The following is a 20,626-nucleotide window of genomic DNA, read 5'->3' as shown; positions in this document are numbered from 1 at the left end:
TGCTGCCGTCCATACCTCGACCGAACACTAGGGAACCGCGACCCATGTGACAGGTCCGGCTCTGGCTTATGGCTGCGATGAAGCGCGGCGCGCCCGCAAGATGCGGGGCAAGCGTCGGAACTGCGCCCGAAGGCTCGGAAACGGCGTCGGCAGTCTCGCTCTCCTCGGCGGGCCGACCAGAACCTCCATGGGTCCGGGCCTCCACATGCGCACGCCACGCGCCCGGCACTTCGGGCTTGGTCGGGGCTGGATGTCGGGCCGCTCCATCGCTGGGCCGCCCCGCGCCGTCGGGGAGCGAAAGCCGGACACCAAGCGAGCGACCCGGAATTCGAACCATATGCATGCCCTTAATAGCGGCATGCGTGCCGATTTGGCAAGGATCGCGTGCGATTGGTCTGCGGGCGGCGTTGCGCGGCGGCCACGTCGCGGCGCGCGGCGCGTTTTGCGGGTTAACGGCCGGTTAACCCGCGCTTTCTAATCGGTTAGATAGGGAGACACAGTGCGGTCAACGCGCGGGAGGCTCTGTCCTGACAATGATGTGGCGCGAGGGTTGGCGCAGGGCGACGGTGCATGCAGGCTTCTGCGCGGCGGTGGCGGGCCTTGTCCTGTCGCTTGCGCTGGCGGCGCCCGGTTCCGTGCAGGCTGCCGACGGACCCGCGGTCGCCACCGATGCCCGGCTGGCCGGTGATTCCGAGCGCACGCGCCTCGTCATGGACCTGTCCCGCTCGGTGCCGCTCGGCGCCTTCACACTGGCCGATCCCTATCGTGTGGTGGTCGATGTGCCCGACACCATCTTCAGCCTGCCGTCGTCGGCGGGCCAGGACGGGCGGGGACTGGTTTCGGCCTATCGCTTCGGCCTGTTCGCTCCGGGCAAGGCGCGCATCGTGATGGATCTCAACGCGCCGGTCACTATCGACAAGGCCTTCGTGCTGGAGCCGATGGACGGGCAGCCGGCGCGACTGGTGATCGACCTGGTGAAGACCGATCGCGTCAGCTTCCTCAAGACCGTCGCCGCCCCGGTGCGGCAGGTTCCGCAGGCCGTCGATGCCGCCCCGGTGATCATCAGCGCCGGCGATCCGCGCCCGGTGATCGTGATCGATCCCGGGCATGGCGGCATCGATTCGGGCGCGGTGAACCCGGCCATGGGCGTCACCGAGAAGGAGCTCGTGCTCAAGATCGCGATGCTGCTGCGCGACAAGCTGAACGAGACCGGCCGCTACCGCCCGCTGATGACCCGCGAGGACGACACCTATGTCGCGCTCGGCCAGCGGGTGCGCACCGCCCAGCAGCACGGGGCGCGGCTTTTCATCTCGCTGCATGCCGATTCGCTGGGCTCGCGCGACGGCGACGTGCGCGGGGCCACCATCTACACGCTCTCCGACCGCGCCTCCGACGCCGAGGCGCAGCGCCTCGCCGATTCGGAGAACAAGGCCGACATGATCGCCGGGCTCGACCTTTCCGAGGAGCCGGCGGATGTGGCGGGTATCCTGTTCGACCTCGCCCAGCGCGAGACCCGCAATTTCTCCGCCCATTTCGCCCGCACGCTGGCCGGCAATGTGGGGGAGGCGGCGCGCATGCATAAATCGCCGCTGAAATCGGCGGGCTTCAAGGTTTTGAAGGCGCCCGACGTGCCCTCCGTGCTGTTCGAGCTCGGCTATCTTTCCAGCAGACGCGACCTCGAACTCATGACATCGGAGGACTGGCAGGCTAAGGTGACCACGGCGATGGTTGCCGCGATCGAGGCCTATTTCGCGGCGCAGAAGCCGCTGGAATCGGCGCCGGTGGCGACGCCTGCGGCAATGGCGCCTACGACCGGCCTGCCTTAGCTCGCGACTGGCCTTGCTGGTCGCGATGTGGCCATAGTTGCCCCGCACACGGTGCCCTTGGGCGAATAACGAGAAAATAGCGCGTCGGGCGAAGCGGCCCACGCCGGCAATTCGAGAGGGCAAGGCCGGATGCGGCTGCTTCTGCGTTTTCTGGGTTTTGTGTTTGCCCTGGGCACGATTCTGTTCGTCGTTGGTGGAGCGGTGGCCGGGTACTTCGTCTGGAAGTTCTCGCAGGACCTGCCCGATTATTCCCAGCTCCAGAATTACGAACCGCCGGTGATGACGCGCATCCACGCCACCGACGGGTCGCTGCTGGCCGAATATGCCAAGGAGCGCCGGCTCTATCTGCCGATCCAGAGCATCCCCAAGCGCGTGATCGACGCCTTCCTCGCGGCCGAAGACAAGAACTTCTATTCCCACGGCGGCATCGACATCACCGGCATCGGCCGCGCCGCCTATGCCTTCGCGCAGAATTACGGCTCCGGCCGCCGCCCGCAGGGCGCCTCCACCATCACGCAGCAGGTGGCGAAGAACTTCCTTCTGACCAACGAGGTCTCGATCGATCGCAAGATCAAGGAAGCGCTGCTCGCTTTGCGCATGGAGCGCGCCTATTCCAAGGACAAGATCCTCGAACTCTATCTCAACGAGATCTATCTCGGCATCGGCTCCTATGGCGTGGCCGCCGCCTCGCTGCTCTATTTCGACAAGTCGGTTGCCGAGCTGTCCATCGCCGAGGCCGCCTATCTCGCCGCCTTGCCCAAGGGCCCGAACAACTACCACCCGTTCCGCCGCCACGAAGCCGCCGTCGAGCGCCGCAACTGGGTCATCGATCGCATGGCCGAGAACGGCTACATCACCCAGAAGGAAGCCGACGACGCCAAGGCGACCGACCTCGCCGTCACCGTGCGGCCGACCGGCGCGCACATCTTCTCGGCGGAATATTTCGCCGAGGAAGTCCGCCGCGAGATCTTCGAGCGCTATGGCGAGGACAAGCTGTATGGCGGCGGCCTCTCGGTGCGCACCACGCTCAATCCCAAGCTCCAGCTCGCCGCCAAGAAGGCGCTGCTCGACGGGCTGACCCGCTATGACGAACAGCGCGGCTGGCGCGGCCCGGTGACCCGGATCGACACCGCCGGCGACTGGGGCGCGCGCCTCGCCGATGTCCGCGCCTTCACCGATATTCCCTGGCGGCTTGCCGTGGTGCTGGAGGCCAGCGCCGATTCCGCTCGTATCGGCCTGCAGCCGCAGCGCGACCGTTCCGGCACGCTCTCCGCGCAGCGCGATGTCGGCATCATCACGCCGGACGGCGTCAAATGGGCCCTGCGCGGCAAGAAGGGCGGCGTGGCGGCGGTGCTGAAGCCCGGCGACGTGGTCTATGTCGAGGAAGTCGACGGCAAGGACGGCCAGTGGCGCCTGCGCCAGCAGCCCCAGATCGAGGGCGCGCTGGTGGCGATGGACCCGTGGACTGGCCGCGTGCTGGCGCTGGTCGGCGGCTTCTCCTTCGACGAGAGCCAGTTCAACCGCGCCACCCAGGCGATGCGCCAGCCCGGTTCGTCCTTCAAGCCGTTTGTCTATGCCTCGGCCATCGACAATGGCTACACCCCCTCCAGCGTGATCATGGACGCGCCGTTCGAACTCAGCCAGGCCGGGCAGGCCACGTGGCGGCCGGAAAACTATTCCGGCAAGTTCTACGGCCCGCAGACGCTGCGATTCGGTCTCGAACAGTCGCGAAACGTCATGACCGTCCGGCTCGCCAATGATCTCGGCATGCCGACCATCGTGGAATACGCCAAGCGCTTCGGCATTTCCGACAATCTGCTGCCGGTGCTCTCCATGTCGCTCGGCGCGGGCGAAACCACCGCCATGCGCATGGCCGGCGGCTATTCGATGTTCGCCAATGGCGGCAAGCGCATCAAGCCGACGCTGATCGACCGCATCCAGGACCGCTACGGCAAGACCATCTACCGCCACGACGAGCGCGAATGCCGCGGCTGCGATGCCGACAAGTGGAGCGACCAGCCCGAGCCGACGCTGATCGACCGCCGCGAGCAGGCGCTCGACCCGATGACCGCCTATCAGCTCACCTCGATGATGGAAGGCGTGGTCCAGCGCGGCACCGGCACGGCGCTCAAGGAACTGGGCAAGCCCATCGCCGGCAAGACCGGCACCACCAACGAGGAAAAGGACGCCTGGTTCGTTGGCTTCAGTCCCGACATGGTGGTCGCCGTCTATCTGGGCTTCGACACACCCAAGCCAATGGGCAAGGGTTCGACCGGCGGCCTGCTCGCCGCTCCGGTGGTGCGCGACTTCATGAAGGTGGCGCTGGCGGACCGGCCGGCCGTGCCGTTCCGCGTGCCGCCCGGCATCAAGCTGATCCGCATCAACCCCAAGACCGGCCTGCGTGCCGGGTCCGGTGAGAATTCGATCCTCGAAGCGTTCAAGCCGGGCACCGCCCCGCCGGACAATTATTCGGTGATCGGCGCCACCGATTCCACCGGCCGCCCGATCGGCGTCTCGCCCGAGGCCGATCGCGCCATCGGAACCAGCGGGACCGGCGGGCTGTACTGACGCGCCAGATCGACCGGAAAACGAGATGCGAATGGCCGGGAGCGATCCCGGCCATTTTCTTTCGGTCCATGCGGGTGCTCGGTTACTCCATCGGCGTCGACCGGAATTCCGGCAGCGCTTCGGCCCGTGCGGTGAGCGCGGAGAGCCTTTCCAGCGCGTCGAAGCCGATCCGCGCCAGCGTCTCCTCCGGCAGGATGAAGCGGGTGAAGCTGAAGGCCACGGCCGCGCTGACATCGGCCTGCCTCACCCGCTCGTCCACCAGCCACCCCTCGCCGGTCTCGGCCTCCAGCAGCGCGTAGGCGGCGCGCAACTGGCCCTCGACGCGCTCAAGCCACGGCGCGTGGCGCTTTTCCGAGGGGCGCAGCTCGTGCTCGTAGACAATCTGCACCGTCTTCTCGCAGGCGGCGAGCGCAAGCCCGGTGAGGCGCTGGTTGCGGGCGAGGGCGGCGATGTCGGGCGGCGTGAGCCGCTGCGTTTCCGGCGCGAGACGTTCGACGAATTCGAGGATCAGCGTCGAATCCATCAGCACCACCCCGTCATCGGTGACCAGGCTCGGCGCCTTCACCACCGGGTTGATGGCGGCGAAGCCGTCGAAATGGCGGAACACCGACACAGGCTCATGGTGGAACGGCAGCCCCATGAGCTTCATCGACACCGCCACGCGGCGGACATAGGGCGAATCGAGCATGCCGATCAGGCGCATTGTCGTCTCCGTTGCTTGGGCGGCCAGCATGACAAAGCCGGTCGGTGCGTGACATGGTGGATCATCGGCGTTTTGAGGTTTCCGGCGATGGATTCAAGGCAGATCCCACTTTCTCCACGCAGGCACCCGCCGGCGGAGCTCGATGCCCGCGACCTGGACATTCTCGACGCGCTGCAGCAGGACGCGCGCATGCCGCTCTCCGAGCTTGGCCGCCGCATCGGGCTCTCCCAGCCCGCCGTCTCCGAGCGGGTGAAGCGGCTGGAGGAGCGCGGCGTCATCGAGGGCTATGGTGCGCGGATCAATCTCGCTGCGGTGGGCCTGCGCATGACGGCGATTATCCGGCTCAAGACCGCGCATGAGCACATATCGGCCTGCCTGAAGGCGTTCGCGGCGCTGCCGGCCATCGTCGAGGTGCATCGTGTCACGGGCGACGACTGCTTCGTGCTCAAGGCGATCGTGCCGGCCCCCGAGGATCTGGCAACCATCGTCGATTCCATCGGCCGGTTCGGCATGGTCACCACATCGGTGGTGCTGCGCAGCGAGGCGGGCAAGCCGCTCTCGCGCGCGCTGCTGAACCGGGGGCGCGGCGTGGCGGACTGAGGGGGACGCGCGCAGGAGGGCGGTTTACAGCTTGGCGCATCCTCTCTATTTTCCGCCGCCTTCTGCCTCCCTTGACGAGAGTGACCATCATGCGCGCCGAGCTCGCCGCGAGCGTCGACGAAATCCGGGAAGCCGCCGGCCTGTTGCGGCAGCACATCGATTTCGACCGTTCCAAGGCCCGACTTGCCGAGCTGAATGCGCTCGCCGAGGACCCGAACCTGTGGAACGACCCCGAGCGCGCGCAGAAGCTGATGCAGGAGCGCGGCACGCTGGAGGACGGGCTCAATTCGCTGGAGCGCATCGAGCGCGAACTCAACGACAATGTGGAACTGATCGAACTCGGCGAGATGGAGGGCGATGAGAGCATCGTCACCGAGGCCGCCGGCGCGCTCGCCAAGCTCAAGGGCGAGGTCGCCCGCCGCCAGCTCGAGGCTCTGCTCTCGGGCGAGGCCGATGCCAATGACAGCTACCTCGAAGTCCATGCCGGCGCCGGCGGCACCGACAGCCAGGACTGGGCATTGATGCTGCTGCGCATGTACACGCGCTGGGCCGAGCGGCGCGGCTTCAAGGTCGAGCTGATCGAGGAGAGCGCGGGCGAAACCGCCGGGCTGAAATCCGCGACCATTCTGGTGAAGGGCCACAACGCCTATGGCTGGCTGAAGACCGAGGGCGGCGTGCACCGGCTGGTGCGGATTTCGCCCTTCGATTCGAACGCGCGGCGCCAGACCTCCTTCGCCAGCGTCGACGTCTATCCGGTGATCGACGACCGCATCGTGGTCGACATCAAGGAAAGCGACCTGCGCATCGACACCATGCGCTCGGGCGGCGCCGGCGGCCAGCACGTCAACAAGACCGAATCGGCGGTGCGCTTCACCCACATTCCCACCGGCATCGCCGTGGTGGCGCAGGGCGACCGCTCGCAGCACAAGAACCGCGCCACGGCGTGGGAAATGCTCCGGGCCAAACTCTACGAGATGGAGCTGAAGAAGCGCGAGGCGCAGGCCGCCGCTGACCAGGCCGCCAAGACCGATATCGGCTGGGGCCACCAGATCCGCTCCTATGTGCTTCAGCCCTACCAGCTGGTGAAGGACCTGCGCACCGGCGTGACCTCCGGCACCCCGCAGGAAGTGCTGGACGGCGACCTCGATCCCTTCATGGAAGCGGCGCTGGCCCAGCGCGCCTATGGCGGCGGCCCGGCCAGCATCGACGACGTGGACTGAAGGCCGGGCGCGCGTCCCGTTCGTCATCACCCCCCGGGGCGGCCTTCTGCCGCCCGGGATGACGACTGCGGCGAGGTGAGTCGGCCGCCGGTCACAGCGCCTTCGCGGCGGCCAGCACCTCTTCGGCATGGCCGGCGACCTTCACCTTTGGCCAGATTCGGGCGATGCGCCCGTCGGTATCGATCAGCAGCGTGGTGCGCACCACGCCCCAGAAGCTGCGGCCATACATGGATTTTTCCGCCCAGACGCCATAGGCGGTCAGAACTTTGTGCTCGGTATCGCCCGCGAGCGGGAAGGCGAGGCCGTTCTTGGTGCGAAAACGGGCAATCGCCTTGTCAGGATCGGCGGAAATGCCGATCACGACGGTGTTGGCGGCCGCAAATTCGTCACGTAACCTGTTGAAATCATGTGCTTCCAGCGTGCAGCCCTCGGTTCCCGCCTTGGGGTAGAAGTACAGCACGACCTTGTGGCCGGCCTGCGCGGAAAGACTGATGGGGTGGCCGTCATCGCCGGTTAGGGTGAAGTCGGGAGCCGGTGCGCCCACGTCGATCGTCGCCATCTGCCTTCCTTTCGTCGGTTTTTGAGGTGATCGGCTGTAGCACGGGATGCGGGATCCCGGTTGAAGCCGGAATTCGTCAGCTAATTGTCAGTGGCGTCGTATTTATAGGTGTCGCCGTCCGCCAGGGGAGCGGGCAGAATGGCGTCGCCCGCAGGAGAATCAAGCTGTCGATGAAGGAGGTGACTACGCCCAAGGCTGCCGCCCGTCCGAAGCACGCCACGCGCCCGACGGGCGTGAAGCGTCCGCGGTTGCGGCGTGTCGCTCGGGCCGCCTGCGAGGCGCCGGTGCGCGGCCGCCGCCGCTGGCTGCGCATTTGCGGCTGGTCGTGCGGTGGATTCGGCGGGCTCATCGCCCTCGGCGTGCTCGCGATCTACCTCCTGTTCGTGACCGGCACCATCACCGTCGATATCGCGCGGCCCTATGTCGAGCGCGCGCTTGAGGCGCGGCTGGGCGAGGGCCGCACGGTGGAGATCGGCGCCATCGCAGCCGACCGGGCCAGCGAGGGCGGCATGGTGCTGCGCGCCAGCGACATCACGGTGCGCGACAGCGCCGGAGATGTGATCGCCACCGCCCCGCAGGCCGATGTGCAGCTTCAGGACCGGCTGATCCCTTGGACGGTGACGCCCCGGCGCATCGATCTCGTGGGCGTGAAACTCACGATCTGGATCAACGCGAGGGGCGAACTCACGATTTCCACCGGCGAGGGCAGCAAGCCGCTGCATACCCCGTCCGTCGCCACTCCGCTCACCGAAAAGGCCCCGCCCGCTCCCGCCGATGCCGGGGCGACGCCGGATGTCGCGACCGAGACCGGCCCGGCCACGCCCTCCGGCACCCCGCTTGCCGACGCCGCCCCGCTCGGCCCTCTGCGGCTGGATGCGCTCGCCGCGCTCGCCGCCAATATCGACCATGGCGGGCTCGACGGTGGTGACCTCACGGATATCGGCCTCAAGGAGGGCGTGCTGGTGGTGCGCAGCGAGGTCAGCGGCCAGCAATGGACCTTCGACGATATCGATCTCAGTGTGTCGCGCCCGGCGGAGGGCGGCATGATGTTCGACATGACCGCCGGCGGAACGGATGGGCCGTGGTCCGCACGCGCGACGGTCGGCGCGCTGGCCAATGGCCGGCGGGCCCTCGGCTTCGAGGTGCGCGATCTGGCCCCGCGCGACCTGATGATCGCCGCCGGCAAGGCCGATGCCGCCATGATCGCCACCTCGCCGCTGTCGTTCCAGGTCAAGTCCGCGATCGACGCGCAGGGCGTGCTGCTCGCGACACAGGGCCGGCTGGTGGCTGGTGCGGGAGAGTTTCAGGTCGGCGCGGATGCGGATGGGCGCATGATCATCGACGAGGTCTCGGTCGATTTCAGCGTCGATCCGAGGCGTCGCGAGCTGACGCTGAGCCCGCTCGCGATCCACGCCGGGCCGTTCGACCTTGACCTGGCCGCCATCATCGATGCGCCCGACACGGCGGATGGCGACTGGACGCTGCACGTCACCAAGGCCGATGCCCGCTTCACCGGCGGCGGGCCCCATGCCGAGAATGTGCCGCCGCTGGTGCTCGACGACATCTCGCTTGATGTCCGCTTCGACCCGCGCGCCCAGCGCCTGACCGTCGACAACGCGGTGCTCAAGGGCCCACAGGGCGGGATCAACCTGAGTACCGAACTCGACCTTGGTGCTGCGGAGCCCTTCCTGGGCCTCAAGCTTGCCGCGACGCCGATGACGGCGACCTCGCTGCTGCGGCTCTGGCCGGTGGTGGCCGCCCCGCCGGTGCGCCGCTGGGTCTATGACCATTTCATCTCGGGCGACGTGACCAAGGCGGAAATCAACGTCCATGCGCCGCTCACCTCGATCGGCAACAAGGACCGGCCGCTGGAAGGCGATCAGCTCACCATCAACATTGCCGGCAGCAATGGCGTGTTCCGGCCGGTGCCGAAGCTTCCGCTGATCCAGGGCGCCGATGTGGCTGTTCAGATCACCGGCCGCACCGCGCATGTCGTCGCCAGCAATGCGGCGATGGACACGCCGGATGGGCGGCGGATAAACCTGCCCGAGAGCGTGTTCGACGTTCCCGACACCGCGCCGGCACGCCCCACGGCCAAGCTCAAGATCGGCGTCGACGGCCCCGCCGCCGCCGCGCTCGAACTCGCCTCGATGCCACCGCTGCGCGGTCCGGCCGGCGACCAGTTCGACCATAATCTGGTGCGCGGCGCGATCAAGGGCGTGGCGCAGATCAATGTCACGCTGTCCGACAACATAACCGCCGGCGACATCGATTACTCCTTTGAGGCCGACCTCACCGATTTCAGCGCTGACAAGGTGTTCTTGGGCCAGCGCCTCGACGACGCCACGGTGCGGGCCTTCGTCACCCCGGCGGCGACGGTGCTGCGCGGGCAGGGCAAGTTCGGCGGCGCGCCGGCGAGCTTTGAGTACACGCGCAACACCTCCGACAACGACGCAACGTTCGTGGTCGAGGCCAAGCTGGACGATGCTGCGCGCAACAAGCTCAACCTCGATCTGGCGGGCCTCTCCGGCGTGGTCGGGGTGAAGCTTACCGGCGCGATTACGTCCAAGGGCAAGACCGCCGATGTCGACCTCGACCTGACCGCCGCCCGGCTCGCCGAGCTGGTGCCGGGCTGGTCGAAGCCGGCCGGCAAGCCCGCGCGGCTGACCGCGCGCGCCACCGTGACCGCCACCGGCACCCGGCTCGACGACCTCGTGGTCACCGGCAGCGGCGTCAATATTCGCGGCACCGTGGAGCTCGATTCCAAGGCCTCACTGGTCAGCGCCAATTTGCCGACCTTCGCACTGTCGGATGGCGACAAGGCCAGCGTGAAGGTCTCCGCGGCCTCCGGCGTGATGAACGTCGTGGTGCGCGGCGAGGTGATCGAGGCGCGGTCCTATCTCAAGAACCTGCTGGAGGCGCCGATCGCCGGCCGCAAGGACGAGAAGCCGCTCGACATCGATCTTGATGTCGAACTTGGCGTGGTGGCCGGTAACAATGGCGAGGCGATGCGCCAGGCCGCGCTCAAGATGTCGCGCCGCGACGGCAATCTGCGCGCCTTCGATCTTTCGGCGCTGGTCGGCCGCGACGGCAAGGTCGTGGGGACACTGACCCCCGGCGGCAATGGCAAGCCGCGCCTGCGGGTCGCTACCTCCGATGCCGGCGCACTGCTGCGCTTCATCAATCTCTATGCGCGCATCTATAGCGGCGATCTGTGGATCGATGTCGATGCGCCGACCGGCGACGGCTCGCCGCAGAGCGGCGTCGTCAACATGCGCGATTTCGTGATCCGGGGCGAACCCGGTCTCGATCGTCTGATCGCGGCGGCGCCTTCGGCCGGGCGCGACGGCTCGCTCCAGCCGGGCTCGGCGGTGGCGTTCAACAAGCTGCAGGTCACGTTCCAGCGCTCGGCCGAGCAGCTCAATATCCGCGAGGGCGCGATCTGGGGGCCGCAGATCGGCTCGACCTTTGACGGCACGCTTGATTTCGCCAATGACCGGATGTCGGTGCAGGGCACTTATGTCCCGGCCTACGGGCTGAACAACCTGTTCAGCAAGCTGCCGGTGCTCGGCTTCTTCCTCGGCGGCGGTCCCAATGAAGGGCTGGTCGGCGTGACCTACGAGATCGTCGGGCCGATGGCCGGGCCGACCCTGCGCATGAATCCGATCTCCGCCGTGGCGCCGGGCTTCCTGCGCAAGATCTTCGAATACCGTCAGGCCCCGGACCCAAGCCCGCCGGCTCTGATCCCGCCGCGCTAGGTTGCAAGGGCGGCGGCCGCCCTTCGGGCGCTGCGCGGGCGGGTGGCGACGCGTTCCCGCGGTCGCCCCCTCAAGCCTCAAACGTGCCGGCCTCGTCCCGGCGTGGCCGCCGTGAGGCCGCGCGTTCCGTGCGCGCCGGTCCTCAGACCGGCTTCAGCAGCACGTGCTTCTTCTTGCCGAAGGACAGCTTGATCACGCCTTCCGGCGTCAGGTCGCGCGGGGTCAGAACGGCCTTGTCGTCGGTGACGGTGGCATCGTTCACCTTGAGCCCGCCGCTCTTCACCTGCCGGCGTGCCTCGCCATTGGAGGCGACCAATCCGGCCTTCTCCGCGAAGGCGGCCAGTACGCCGATCCCGGCCTCAAGTTCGCCCGCCGGCACCTCGACGCTCGGCAGGTCGGCGGCGACGCCGCCTTCCTCGAAGGTTTTGCGTGCGGTCTCCGCCGCCGCCTCCGCCGCGGCGCGGCCATGCAGCATGGCGGTGATCTCGGTGGCGAGGATCTTCTTGACCTCGTTGATCTCCGAGCCGGCCAGCGCCGAAAGCCGGGCGATCTCGTCCATCGGCAGCGTGGTGTAGAGCTTGAGGAAGCGCGCGACGTCGGCGTCCTCGGTGTTGCGCCAGTACTGCCAGAACTCGTAGGGGCCGAGCATGTCGGCGTTCAGCCACACCGCCCCGTTCACCGACTTGCCCATCTTGGCGCCGGAGGAGGTGGTGAGCAGCGGCGAGGTCAGGGCATAGAGCTGCTTTGTCCCCATGCGGTGGCCGAGGTCGATGCCGTTGACGATGTTGCCCCACTGGTCGGAGCCGCCCATCTGCAGCCGCACATCGTAGCGCTTCGACAGCTCCACGAAGTCGTAGGCCTGCAGGATCATGTAGTTGAATTCGAGGAAGGACAGCGACTGCTCGCGCTCGAGCCGCGTCTTCACGCTGTCGAAGGACAGCATGCGGTTGACCGAGAAGTGGCGGCCGACATCGCGCAGGAATTCGAGATAGTTCAGCTCGCGCAGCCATTCGGCATTGTTGATCATCAGCGCGCCGCCCTTGGGGCCGCTGCTGTAGTCGAGATAGTTCGCGAAGACCCGCTTGATCGAGGCGATGTTGTCCTCGATGGTCTCCACCGTCATCAGCTTGCGCGCCTCTTCCTTGAAGGAAGGATCGCCGACCATGCCGGTGCCGCCGCCCATCAGCGAGACCGGCTGGTGGCCGGTCGCCTGCAGCCAGTGCAGCATCATGATCTGGATCAGCCCGCCGGCATGCAGAGAGGGCGCGGTCGGATCGAAGCCGATATAGGCCGTCACGCTTTCCTTGGCGAGCAGGTCGTCGAGGCCGGATTCATCGGAAAGCTGATGAACGAAGCCACGCTCATGCATGGTGCGGAGGAAGTCGGAACGGAACTTGGTCATGACGGGCCCGGTATCATCAACGCGATCTTAGGAGCGGGCCGGTGATGTACCAGTTTCACGCAGCGAAAGCACCCCGAGGAACGCAGATGTCGGCCTTCCATAAAGCCATCGGCCTGATGAGCGGCACGTCGCTGGACGGAGTGGATGTCGCGCTGATCGAGACGGACGGCGAGGACATTCGCCTGTTCGGGCCGGGGCGGACCTATGTCTACGCTTCCGAAACGCGGGAATTGCTGTTCCGCGCGATTGCCGATGCGCGGGAGGTGACCGATCGGAACGCGCGGCCGGGCATTCTGGCGCGCGCCGAGCGGCTCTCGACCGAGCGCCATGCCCAGGCGCTGGCCAGTTTTCTCAAAGAGTTCCCAGCCTATCGCGACGTTGACGTGATCGGCTATCACGGCCAGACCGTGCTGCACCGGCCGGAAATCGCGCTGACCGTGCAGATCGGCGACGGTCCGGCACTGGCGCGGGCGGCGCGAGGACTGACGACCGACAAGACGACGCTGGTCTACGACATGCGCGCCGCCGATGTCGCCGCCGGCGGACAAGGTGCACCGCTGGTGCCGGTCTATCATCGGGCGCTGGCGCGTGGTCTCGGACCGGCCCAGCCGCTGCTGGTGCTCAATCTCGGGGGTGTTGCCAACATTTCTTACATCGACGGCATGCGCGATCCCATCGCCTGCGATACCGGGCCGGCCAATGCGCTGGTCGACGACTTCGTTAAATCCCGCACCGGCCTGCCTTTCGACGAGGACGGCGCCATCGCCAAAGCCGGGAAGGTGGACGAGGCGGCGATCGAACGGCTGCTCGGGCACCCGTTCTTTCACCGCTCGCCGCCGAAGTCGCTCGATCGCAACGATTTCCGTGGCTGGGTCGAGGAGCACGGCGGCCTTGCCGGCATGAGCACGGCGGATGGCGCGGCGACGCTGAGCGCGCTTACCGCCGCCTGTGTCGGGGCCGTGCTGCGCTTCCTGCCGGCACGGCCGGAACGGATGATCGCTGCGGGCGGCGGTGCGCATAACCTGACGCTACTGCGCATGCTGGGCGAGCGCACCGGCATCAAAACCGAGACCGCCGATGAGGTCGGCTGGTCGTCCGACGATATGGAAGCGCAGGCCTTCGCCTTCCTCGCGGTGCGCAGCCTGCGGGGTCTGCCGCTGAGCTTTCCCGGCACCACCGGGGTGCCGGAGCCGATGACCGGCGGGGTGATCGTCGGAAACGAACGGCCAGTATCGGGATCGGCATAATTCATCTGAATCGATGATTCAGAAAAACTGAATATTGCGACAAGTCGCCCCAATATTCCTGAAATGCAATGGTGCAATGCATACATGAATGATGCGCTGCACCATTTTTCGCTTATCTTGAGGGCTCCCGGAAGTCCGGCTCGCCAGGCAGGCAGCTTCCCAATCAACACGCCTGGACAGAACCTTGTGGAGCCTTAGATGCGCACGTCTTTTCGCCCGCTTGAGCTTGTGAGCGACCTCATCCCGCTCGGCCTGATCGCCGCCCTTCTCGCCATCGCGCTGCTCGCTCCCGCGCGGGCGGACGAGAAGGCGTCAGGCCTTCGCCCCGAAGCGGCGCAGATCATCAATATCGGCTACGTCAACGGCGTGGCCTATTACACCTCGGAAGAGGACGGCTACCATGTCGTCGCCACGCTGAGCGTCGCCGGCGGCGCGCCGATCCGCGTCGCGGCTACGCTGCAGCCCGAGCAGGCCGTGAGCTTCTCGGTTCCCGGTGCGGTTGAGACCGCCGAAAGTGTGGTCGAGATCGCCCGCCATGGCGATCGTCTCACGGTCAGCAGCCCGGTCCGTCTCGTCCTCAACTGAGGTCGCGCCACCCCCGCATAGCAAAAAGCCCGGCGTGATGAGCGCCGGGCTTTTCGTATGTGGTGGCAGGCGCAAGGCCGTGGTCGAACCCTCAGGCCGCGGTGATCTTCTTGATCGCGGTGCCGGGCAGGCGCTTGTCGAGATAGCCGCCGATCACTTCCATCAGGTCCTCGGTCTTGCCATCGAAGAAGTGGTTGGCGCCGGGGACGGTCTGCTGGTCGATCACGATGCCCTTCTGCGTCTTCAGCTTCTCGACGAGGCCGGTGACGGCGGAGAACGGCACCACCGCATCCTTGTCGCCATGCACGAACAGGCCGGATGACGGGCAGGGGGCGAGGAACGAGAAGTCATACAGGTTCGCCGGCGCGGCGATGGAGATGAAGCCCTCCACCTCGGGGCGGCGCATCAGCAACTGCATGCCGATCCAGGCGCCGAAGGAGAAGCCGGCGATCCAGCAGGCACGCGCGTCCGGGTTGATCGACTGCGCCCAGTCCAGCGCGGCGGCGGCGTCCGCCAGTTCGCCCTGTCCATGGTCGAACGAGCCCTGCGAGCGGCCGACGCCACGGAAGTTGAAGCGCAGAGTCGAGAAACCCCGGTTCACGAACTGGTAATAGAGGTTGTAGACGACCGGGTTGTTCATCGTGCCGCCGAACTGGGGGTGCGGGTGCAGGATGATGGCGATCGGCGCGCGGCGCGTCTTGGCCGGCTGGTAGCGGCCTTCGAGCCGCCCCTTCTCACCGGTAAAAATGACCTCAGGCATGAAGTTCGTGACCTTGGGGGTGCGGCGCGGGCCGGATCGTGGTCCTTTGGAAACAGCGAGCGGATGATCCGCGCTCGTCCCCTCCGGGCTCCTGATTACCGCCGGCGCCTTGACGACACAGGGTAGGGACCTTAACTTATTAGAATAATTCTAATATTCTACGCTGGATTGCATCGGTTGCAGATTCAATTGTGCGACACGATATATTCCGGCAGCAGAAGAGTTGGCCAAGCTATGAAGGAGATGGCCCTTTTTTGCAAGCATTCCGAAAGGCCGGCCCCTTCAGCGAGGCTTTTCCCATTTAGGTGGGCCGGCCGGATTTCGAGCCCGTGGATGACATGAACGAACGCGTCTATCTCGATCACAATGCAACGTCGCCGGTTCGCCCCGAGGCGGTGCGGGCGGTTGTCGAAATCTTTGCCGCGACCGGCAATCCCTCGTCGATCCATGGCGAGGGTCGCGGTGCGCGCAGCGAGATCGACGTCGCGCGCGCTCGTGTCGCCGCTCTGGTCGGGGCGGGGCCGCGCGGGGTGGTGTTCACCTCCAGCGGCACGGAGGCCGATGCGCTGGCTTTGACGCCGCACTATCAGCGCGGGGGCGAGGACCAGGTGCTTGATGTGCTGCTGGTGAGCGCGGTGGAGCACTCCGCCGCGCTGCGCGGCCATCGTTTTGCGCCCGACCGGGTGGAGGTGCTTCCCGTCGACGCCCGCGGGCGGCTGGACCTCGACGAACTGGAGGCGGCGCTGGGGCGCCATTCCGCTGCTGGCAGGCGGGCGTTGGTGTCGATCATGCTGGCCAATAACGAGACCGGCGTGGTGCAGCCTGTGGCGGAAGCCGCGCGCCGGGCGCATGGCCATGGCGCGCTGGTGCATAGCGACGCGGTGCAGGCCGCCGGTCGCATCAGCGTGGATGCGCGCGCGCTCGGCGTAGACCTGTTGTCGGTGTCCGCGCACAAGATCGGCGGCGCCCCCGGGGCGGGTGCTCTGGTGCTGGTGGACGAGGAGCTTCGCCCGGCTGCGCTGATCGGCGGTGGCGGGCAGGAGCGCGGGCTGCGCGCGGGTAGCGAGAACGTGCCGGCGATCGCGGCTTTCGGGGCGGCGGCGCAGGTTGCCGCAGCTAGTTTAGAATCAGAACAAATACGTATCGCTGCCTTGCGCGATCGGCTTGAAAGCGCTCTAAGGTGCGAGTTTCCCGAGCTTGTCCTGCTGGTCGGCGACGTCGACCGGCTGCCGAACACCTCGAGCCTGTCCCTGCCCGGCGTGCCGGCGGAGACCATGGTGATTGCGCTTGATCTGGCGGGGCTGGCGGTGAGCGCCGGCGCGGCCTGTTCGTCGGGCAAGGTCGGCCCCTCTCATGTGCTGTCCGCCATGGGGGTGCCTGAGCGCATCGCGCGCTCGGCCTTCCGCCTGTCGTTCGGCTGGTCGAGCGGGGAAGAGGATGTCGACCGGGCGCTTGGCGTGTTCCGCCGGGTGATGCCGGGTCTCCTGCGTCGCTCGCGCGCCGCATAGGGACGAAAACAATCCGGGCGCCGCCCGTGCGGTGTCCCGTGTCGAGGACTTGTTGACCTGACCCGCGGGCCTTGAACCCGCGTGGGAGAGGAGAGAGACGATGCCGGCCGTACAGGAGACAGTGGAGCAGGTCCGCTCTATCGACGTCGATCAGTACAAATACGGGTTCTTCACCGACATCGAGTCGGAAAAGGCCCCGAAAGGGCTCGACGAGGACACCGTTCGCTTCATCTCGGCCAAGAAGAATGAGCCGGAATGGATGCTGGAATGGCGCCTGGAGGCGTTCCGTCGCTGGCAGACCATGCGCGAGCCTGACTGGGCGCGCGTGAGCTATCCCGCCATCGACTACCAGAACCTCTATTACTATTCCGCGCCCAAGCGGCCGAGCCAACTCTCGATCGACGACATCGACCCGGAGATTCTCGCGACCTATGAGAAGCTTGGCATCCCGCTGCGCGAGCGCGACGCGCTGCTCGGCATCGAGAGCGCCGGCGGCTCGCGTGTCGCGGTGGACGCGGTGTTCGATTCCGTCTCGGTGGCCACGACCTTCAAGGAGGAGCTCGCGAAGGCCGGCGTGATCTTCATGCCGATCTCGGAGGCGATCCGCGAATATCCCGAGCTGGTGAAGAAGTATCTCGGCTCGGTGGTCCCGGTCACTGACAACTTCTTCGCGACGCTGAATTCGGCGGTGTTCTCCGACGGTTCCTTCGTCTACGTGCCCAAGGGCGTGCGCTGCCCGATGGAGCTGTCGACCTATTTCCGCATCAACGAGCGCAATACCGGCCAGTTCGAGCGCACGCTGATCATCGCGGATGAAGGCGCCTATGTGAGCTATCTCGAAGGCTGCACCGCCCCGATGCGTGACGAGAACCAGCTCCACGCCGCCGTGGTCGAGCTGGTGGCGCTGGCCGATGCCGAGATCAAGTACTCCACCGTCCAGAACTGGTATCCCGGCGACAAGGACGGCAAGGGCGGCATCTTCAACTTCGTCACCAAGCGCGGCGACTGCCGGGGCGACCGTTCCAAGATTTCCTGGACCCAGGTGGAGACCGGCTCGGCCATCACCTGGAAGTACCCGAGTTGCATCCTGCGCGGCGACAATTCGCAGGGCGAGTTCTACTCGATCGCGATTTCGAACGGGCGCCAGCAGGTCGACAGCGGCACCAAGATGATCCATCTCGGCAAGAACACGTCGAGCCGCATCATCTCCAAGGGTATCGCCGCCGGCTACTCGGACAACACCTATCGCGGCCTCGTCTCGGCGCACCGCAAGGCGACCGGGGCGCGCAACTTCACGAACTGCGACAGCCTGCTGATCGGCGACAAGTGCGGGGCGCACACTGTGCCCTATATCGAGTCGAAGAACTCCAGCGCGCATTTCGAGCATGAGGCGACGACCTCGAAAATCTCCGAGGACCAGCTGTTCTACTGCCGCCAGCGCGGCCTCGACCCTGAGGAAGCGACGGCGCTGATCGTGAACGGCTTCGTCAAGGACGTGCTCCAGCAACTCCCCATGGAGTTCGCGGTGGAAGCGCAGAAGCTGATCTCGGTGAGCCTCGAAGGCTCGGTGGGCTGAGACCCGACACGACGCGAATGCCCGGCTTGAAGTCCGGGCATGACGCCCTTCGGAAGATGCCGAACCCTCGCATTCGTCAGGACCGGACGTAGCCGGCCACGCACGGATCGGGTTCCAGACAACGGAACGAATGACATGGCCATGCTCGAAATCGACAACCTCCACGCCAAGATCGACGGCGACGAGGGCAAGGAAATCCTCAAGGGCCTCTCGCTGAAGGTGAACCCCGGCGAGGTACACGCCATCATGGGGCCGAACGGCTCCGGCAAGTCGACGCTGTCCTACATCCTCGCCGGCAAGGAGGACTATGAGGTCACCGACGGCTCGGTGACGCTCGACGGCGAGGACCTGCTGGAGATGGAAATCGACGAGCGCGCCGCCAAGGGCGTGTTCCTCGCCTTCCAGTACCCGATCGAGGTGCCCGGCGTCGCCACCATGACCTTCCTGCGCGCGGCGCTGAACGCCCAGCGCAAGAAGCGCGGCGAGGCGGAAATCTCCACCCCGGACTTCCTGCGGCTGGTGAAGGCCAAGTCCGGCGCGCTCGGCATCAACCCGGACATGCTCAAGCGCGGCGTGAATGTCGGCTTCTCGGGCGGCGAGAAGAAGCGGATGGAAATCCTCCAGATGGCCATTCTGGAGCCGAAGATCTGCATCCTCGACGAGACCGATTCCGGCCTCGACATCGACGCGCTCAAGGTGGTGTCGGAAGGCGTGAACGCCCTGCGCTCGCCCGATCGCGGCATGATCGTGATCACCCATTATCAGCGCCTGCTCAACCACATCGTCCCGGACTTCGTGCATGTCATGAACAAGGGCCGCATCGTGCGCTCCGGCGGCAAGGAGCTTGCGCTGGAGCTCGAAGCCAACGGCTATGCCGAGTACCAGCAGGACGCGGCGTGAGGTGGCTGAGATGAACGCTGATATCCGTCCGATAAGGACCCCGGCCGAGCAGGCGCTGGTGAGCGCGCTCGGCTCCCTGCCCGAGACCGGCGGCGGCCGACTCGCCGATCTGCGCCGCGCCAGCGCCCGCGCCTTCGTCGAGAATGGCCTGCCGCACCGGCGCGTCGAGGAATGGAAGTACACCGACCTGCGCAACCTGATGCGCGAGGCGGTGCCGCTGGCGTCGCCCGCCACCGTGGCGCGCGCGGATGCCGGCGCGCGGCTGCTGAACGGCGCGGACCTGCGCCGCATCGTCGTCGCCAATGGCGCGGTGGTGCGGGAACTGTCCGACCTCGACGGCCTGGAGGAGGGGCTGTCCATCGCCACCCTCGCCGACGCGCTTGCGAGCGGGGATGCGGTTCTCGGCCAGCTCGGCGGCATCGTGCCCGCGCGCTACGACGCGGCGCTGGCGCTGAACACGGCGCTGGCGAGCGATGGCCTCGTCATCACGGTCGCGCCGGGCGCGCAGATCGAGCGCCCGGTCCATGTCGCGCATGTCTTCGCCGGGGATATCGCGGCGGCGAGCTTCGCCCGCTCGCTGGTGATCGTCGGCGCTGGCGCGCACTTCACCTATGCCGAGAGCTTCGAAGGGCCGGAGGGCCTCGCCTATCAGGCGAATGTGGCGACCGAGTTCGTGGTCGGCGACGAGGCCCATCTCGACGTGGTGCGACTTCAGGAGGAGGGCGCCGCGGCGATCCACCTTGCCACGCTGCTGTTCGATGTCGGCCGCAAGGCGCAGCTTCACACCTTCGGCTTCTCGAGTGGCGCGGCGGTCGCCCGCACCTCGCTTTACGCGACGCTCTCGGGCGCCGACAGCCATGTCGCCTTCAACGGCGCGGTGCTGGTGAAGGACCGGCAGCATGTGGATTCCACGCTGTTCGTCGATCACACCGTGCCGGGCTGCGAGAGCCGGGAGCTTTTCAAGCACGTGCTGGATGACAATTCCCGCGCGGTGTTCCAGGGCAAGATCGTGGTCCGCCAGGCCGCCCAGAAGACCGACGGGCGGATGATGAGCCGCGCGCTGCTGCTCGGTGACGATGCCGAGATGGACAACAAGCCGGAGCTGGAAATCTTCGCCGACGACGTCGCCTGCGGCCATGGTGCCACCTGCGGCGCGATCGACGAGGACCTGCTGTTCTACCTGCGCGCCCGCGGCATTCCGCTCAAGGAGGCGCAAAGCCTTCTGGTGCAGGCCTTCGTCGGCGAGGCCATCGAACTCGTCGAGAACGACGTGCTGCGCGAGGCGCTGGTCGAGCGGGCCGAAGGCTGGCTCAGGGCGCGGGGCTGATACCCGATGTCGTCATCCCGGACGCGGCACCGCCGCGATCCGGGATCGCTCTCAAGGAATGGGGGCCATTATCGGCCCGCGATCCCG

15 protein-coding genes are annotated in these 20,626 nt (G+C 66.8%); 11 read left to right on the top strand and 4 right to left on the bottom strand.

All coding sequences use genetic code 11. The features are described from left to right. The first annotated feature begins 533 nt into the window (after nucleotides 1–533). Nucleotides 534–1,826: an N-acetylmuramoyl-L-alanine amidase gene (locus MKI84_RS10100; RefSeq protein WP_241619168.1), complete on the top strand. Its 1,293-nt coding sequence runs from the start codon at nucleotides 534–536 to the stop codon at nucleotides 1,824–1,826. Nucleotides 1,827–1,955: 129 nt separating this feature from the next. Then, a complete protein-coding gene (locus MKI84_RS10095) occupies nucleotides 1,956–4,394 on the top strand; it encodes a penicillin-binding protein 1A (RefSeq protein WP_241619166.1) in 2,439 nt (812 codons plus the stop codon). A gap of 82 nt (nucleotides 4,395–4,476) precedes the next feature. On the opposite strand, the gene MKI84_RS10090 is transcribed toward MKI84_RS10095, so the two are convergent. Beyond that, nucleotides 4,477–5,097, bottom strand: a complete 621-nt coding sequence (locus MKI84_RS10090) for a glutathione S-transferase family protein (protein ID WP_241619164.1) — start codon at nucleotides 5,095–5,097, stop codon at nucleotides 4,477–4,479. Between the two features lie 87 nt (nucleotides 5,098–5,184). Here MKI84_RS10090 and MKI84_RS10085 point away from each other — a divergent pair, with 87 nt between their 5' ends. Continuing rightward, nucleotides 5,185–5,697 (top strand): Lrp/AsnC family transcriptional regulator, encoded by a 513-nt coding sequence (locus tag MKI84_RS10085; protein ID WP_241619162.1) that lies wholly within the window; start codon nucleotides 5,185–5,187, stop codon nucleotides 5,695–5,697. A gap of 89 nt (nucleotides 5,698–5,786) precedes the next feature. After that, entirely contained in the window at nucleotides 5,787–6,917 is a 1,131-nt protein-coding gene (gene prfB / locus MKI84_RS10080) for a peptide chain release factor 2 (protein ID WP_241619159.1), read from the top strand. Between the two features lie 91 nt (nucleotides 6,918–7,008). On the opposite strand, the gene MKI84_RS10075 is transcribed toward prfB, so the two are convergent. Beyond that, the gene (locus MKI84_RS10075; protein ID WP_241619157.1) at nucleotides 7,009–7,476 is read right to left on the bottom strand and encodes a peroxiredoxin; all 468 of its coding nucleotides are present in this window, start codon (nucleotides 7,474–7,476) and stop codon (nucleotides 7,009–7,011) included. 170 nt (nucleotides 7,477–7,646) lie between these two features. Here MKI84_RS10075 and MKI84_RS10070 point away from each other — a divergent pair, with 170 nt between their 5' ends. Continuing rightward, nucleotides 7,647–11,234, top strand: a complete 3,588-nt coding sequence (locus MKI84_RS10070) for a DUF3971 domain-containing protein (protein WP_241619156.1) — start codon at nucleotides 7,647–7,649, stop codon at nucleotides 11,232–11,234. A 142-nt stretch (nucleotides 11,235–11,376) separates the two neighbouring features. Here the strand turns inward: MKI84_RS10070 and tyrS are convergent, their stop codons facing one another. Then, nucleotides 11,377–12,636, bottom strand: coding sequence for a tyrosine--tRNA ligase (gene tyrS, locus MKI84_RS10065; RefSeq protein WP_241619154.1), 1,260 nt, complete (start codon nucleotides 12,634–12,636; stop codon nucleotides 11,377–11,379). A gap of 86 nt (nucleotides 12,637–12,722) precedes the next feature. Here tyrS and MKI84_RS10060 point away from each other — a divergent pair, with 86 nt between their 5' ends. Continuing rightward, nucleotides 12,723–13,883, top strand: a complete 1,161-nt coding sequence (locus tag MKI84_RS10060; protein ID WP_241619152.1) for an anhydro-N-acetylmuramic acid kinase — start codon at nucleotides 12,723–12,725, stop codon at nucleotides 13,881–13,883. Between the two features lie 198 nt (nucleotides 13,884–14,081). Next, nucleotides 14,082–14,468 carry a hypothetical protein gene (locus tag MKI84_RS10055; protein ID WP_241619150.1) on the top strand — a complete coding sequence of 129 codons (387 nt, stop codon included), beginning with the start codon at nucleotides 14,082–14,084 and terminating at the stop codon, nucleotides 14,466–14,468. Between the two features lie 91 nt (nucleotides 14,469–14,559). Here the strand turns inward: MKI84_RS10055 and MKI84_RS10050 are convergent, their stop codons facing one another. Then, the gene (locus MKI84_RS10050; RefSeq protein WP_241619148.1) at nucleotides 14,560–15,228 is read right to left on the bottom strand and encodes an alpha/beta hydrolase; all 669 of its coding nucleotides are present in this window, start codon (nucleotides 15,226–15,228) and stop codon (nucleotides 14,560–14,562) included. A 338-nt stretch (nucleotides 15,229–15,566) separates the two neighbouring features. Between MKI84_RS10050 and MKI84_RS10045 the strand changes: the two genes are divergently transcribed. The 4 genes from MKI84_RS10045 to sufD all read left to right on the top strand — a co-directional run bounded on the left by MKI84_RS10045 (nucleotide 15,567) and on the right by sufD (nucleotide 20,539). Then, nucleotides 15,567–16,736, top strand: coding sequence for a cysteine desulfurase family protein (locus MKI84_RS10045; RefSeq protein WP_241619146.1), 1,170 nt, complete (start codon nucleotides 15,567–15,569; stop codon nucleotides 16,734–16,736). 100 nt (nucleotides 16,737–16,836) lie between these two features. Then, nucleotides 16,837–18,312: a Fe-S cluster assembly protein SufB gene (gene sufB, locus MKI84_RS10040; protein WP_241619144.1), complete on the top strand. Its 1,476-nt coding sequence runs from the start codon at nucleotides 16,837–16,839 to the stop codon at nucleotides 18,310–18,312. A gap of 135 nt (nucleotides 18,313–18,447) precedes the next feature. Continuing rightward, nucleotides 18,448–19,212: a Fe-S cluster assembly ATPase SufC gene (gene sufC / locus MKI84_RS10035; RefSeq protein ID WP_241619142.1), complete on the top strand. Its 765-nt coding sequence runs from the start codon at nucleotides 18,448–18,450 to the stop codon at nucleotides 19,210–19,212. Nucleotides 19,213–19,222: 10 nt separating this feature from the next. Continuing rightward, a complete protein-coding gene (gene sufD, locus MKI84_RS10030) occupies nucleotides 19,223–20,539 on the top strand; it encodes a Fe-S cluster assembly protein SufD (protein ID WP_241619140.1) in 1,317 nt (438 codons plus the stop codon). The last annotated feature ends 87 nt before the right edge of the window (nucleotides 20,540–20,626 follow it).

The sequence above is a fragment of the Ancylobacter gelatini genome, assembly GCF_022601675.1.
Classification (GTDB): Bacteria; Pseudomonadota; Alphaproteobacteria; order Rhizobiales; family Xanthobacteraceae; genus Ancylobacter; species Ancylobacter gelatini.
Note: the sequence above shows the minus strand (reverse complement) of the source record. Positions and strands in the feature narration are given on the sequence as shown.

Excerpts from the sequence above, each read along its gene's own strand:
- MKI84_RS10100 (WP_241619168.1), top strand. The coding sequence starts at position 534 with ATGATGTGGCGCGAGGGTTGGCGCAGGGCGACGGTGCATGCAGGCTTC.
- MKI84_RS10095 (WP_241619166.1), top strand. The coding sequence starts at position 1,956 with ATGCGGCTGCTTCTGCGTTTTCTGGGTTTTGTGTTTGCCCTGGGCACG.
- MKI84_RS10090 (WP_241619164.1), bottom strand. The coding sequence starts at position 5,097 with ATGCGCCTGATCGGCATGCTCGATTCGCCCTATGTCCGCCGCGTGGCG.
- MKI84_RS10085 (WP_241619162.1), top strand. The coding sequence starts at position 5,185 with ATGGATTCAAGGCAGATCCCACTTTCTCCACGCAGGCACCCGCCGGCG.
- prfB (WP_241619159.1), top strand. The coding sequence starts at position 5,787 with ATGCGCGCCGAGCTCGCCGCGAGCGTCGACGAAATCCGGGAAGCCGCC.
- MKI84_RS10075 (WP_241619157.1), bottom strand. The coding sequence starts at position 7,476 with ATGGCGACGATCGACGTGGGCGCACCGGCTCCCGACTTCACCCTAACC.
- MKI84_RS10070 (WP_241619156.1), top strand. The coding sequence starts at position 7,647 with ATGAAGGAGGTGACTACGCCCAAGGCTGCCGCCCGTCCGAAGCACGCC.
- tyrS (WP_241619154.1), bottom strand. The coding sequence starts at position 12,636 with ATGACCAAGTTCCGTTCCGACTTCCTCCGCACCATGCATGAGCGTGGC.
- MKI84_RS10060 (WP_241619152.1), top strand. The coding sequence starts at position 12,723 with ATGTCGGCCTTCCATAAAGCCATCGGCCTGATGAGCGGCACGTCGCTG.
- MKI84_RS10055 (WP_241619150.1), top strand. The coding sequence starts at position 14,082 with ATGCGCACGTCTTTTCGCCCGCTTGAGCTTGTGAGCGACCTCATCCCG.
- MKI84_RS10050 (WP_241619148.1), bottom strand. The coding sequence starts at position 15,228 with ATGCCTGAGGTCATTTTTACCGGTGAGAAGGGGCGGCTCGAAGGCCGC.
- MKI84_RS10045 (WP_241619146.1), top strand. The coding sequence starts at position 15,567 with ATGAACGAACGCGTCTATCTCGATCACAATGCAACGTCGCCGGTTCGC.
- sufB (WP_241619144.1), top strand. The coding sequence starts at position 16,837 with ATGCCGGCCGTACAGGAGACAGTGGAGCAGGTCCGCTCTATCGACGTC.
- sufC (WP_241619142.1), top strand. The coding sequence starts at position 18,448 with ATGGCCATGCTCGAAATCGACAACCTCCACGCCAAGATCGACGGCGAC.
- sufD (WP_241619140.1), top strand. The coding sequence starts at position 19,223 with ATGAACGCTGATATCCGTCCGATAAGGACCCCGGCCGAGCAGGCGCTG.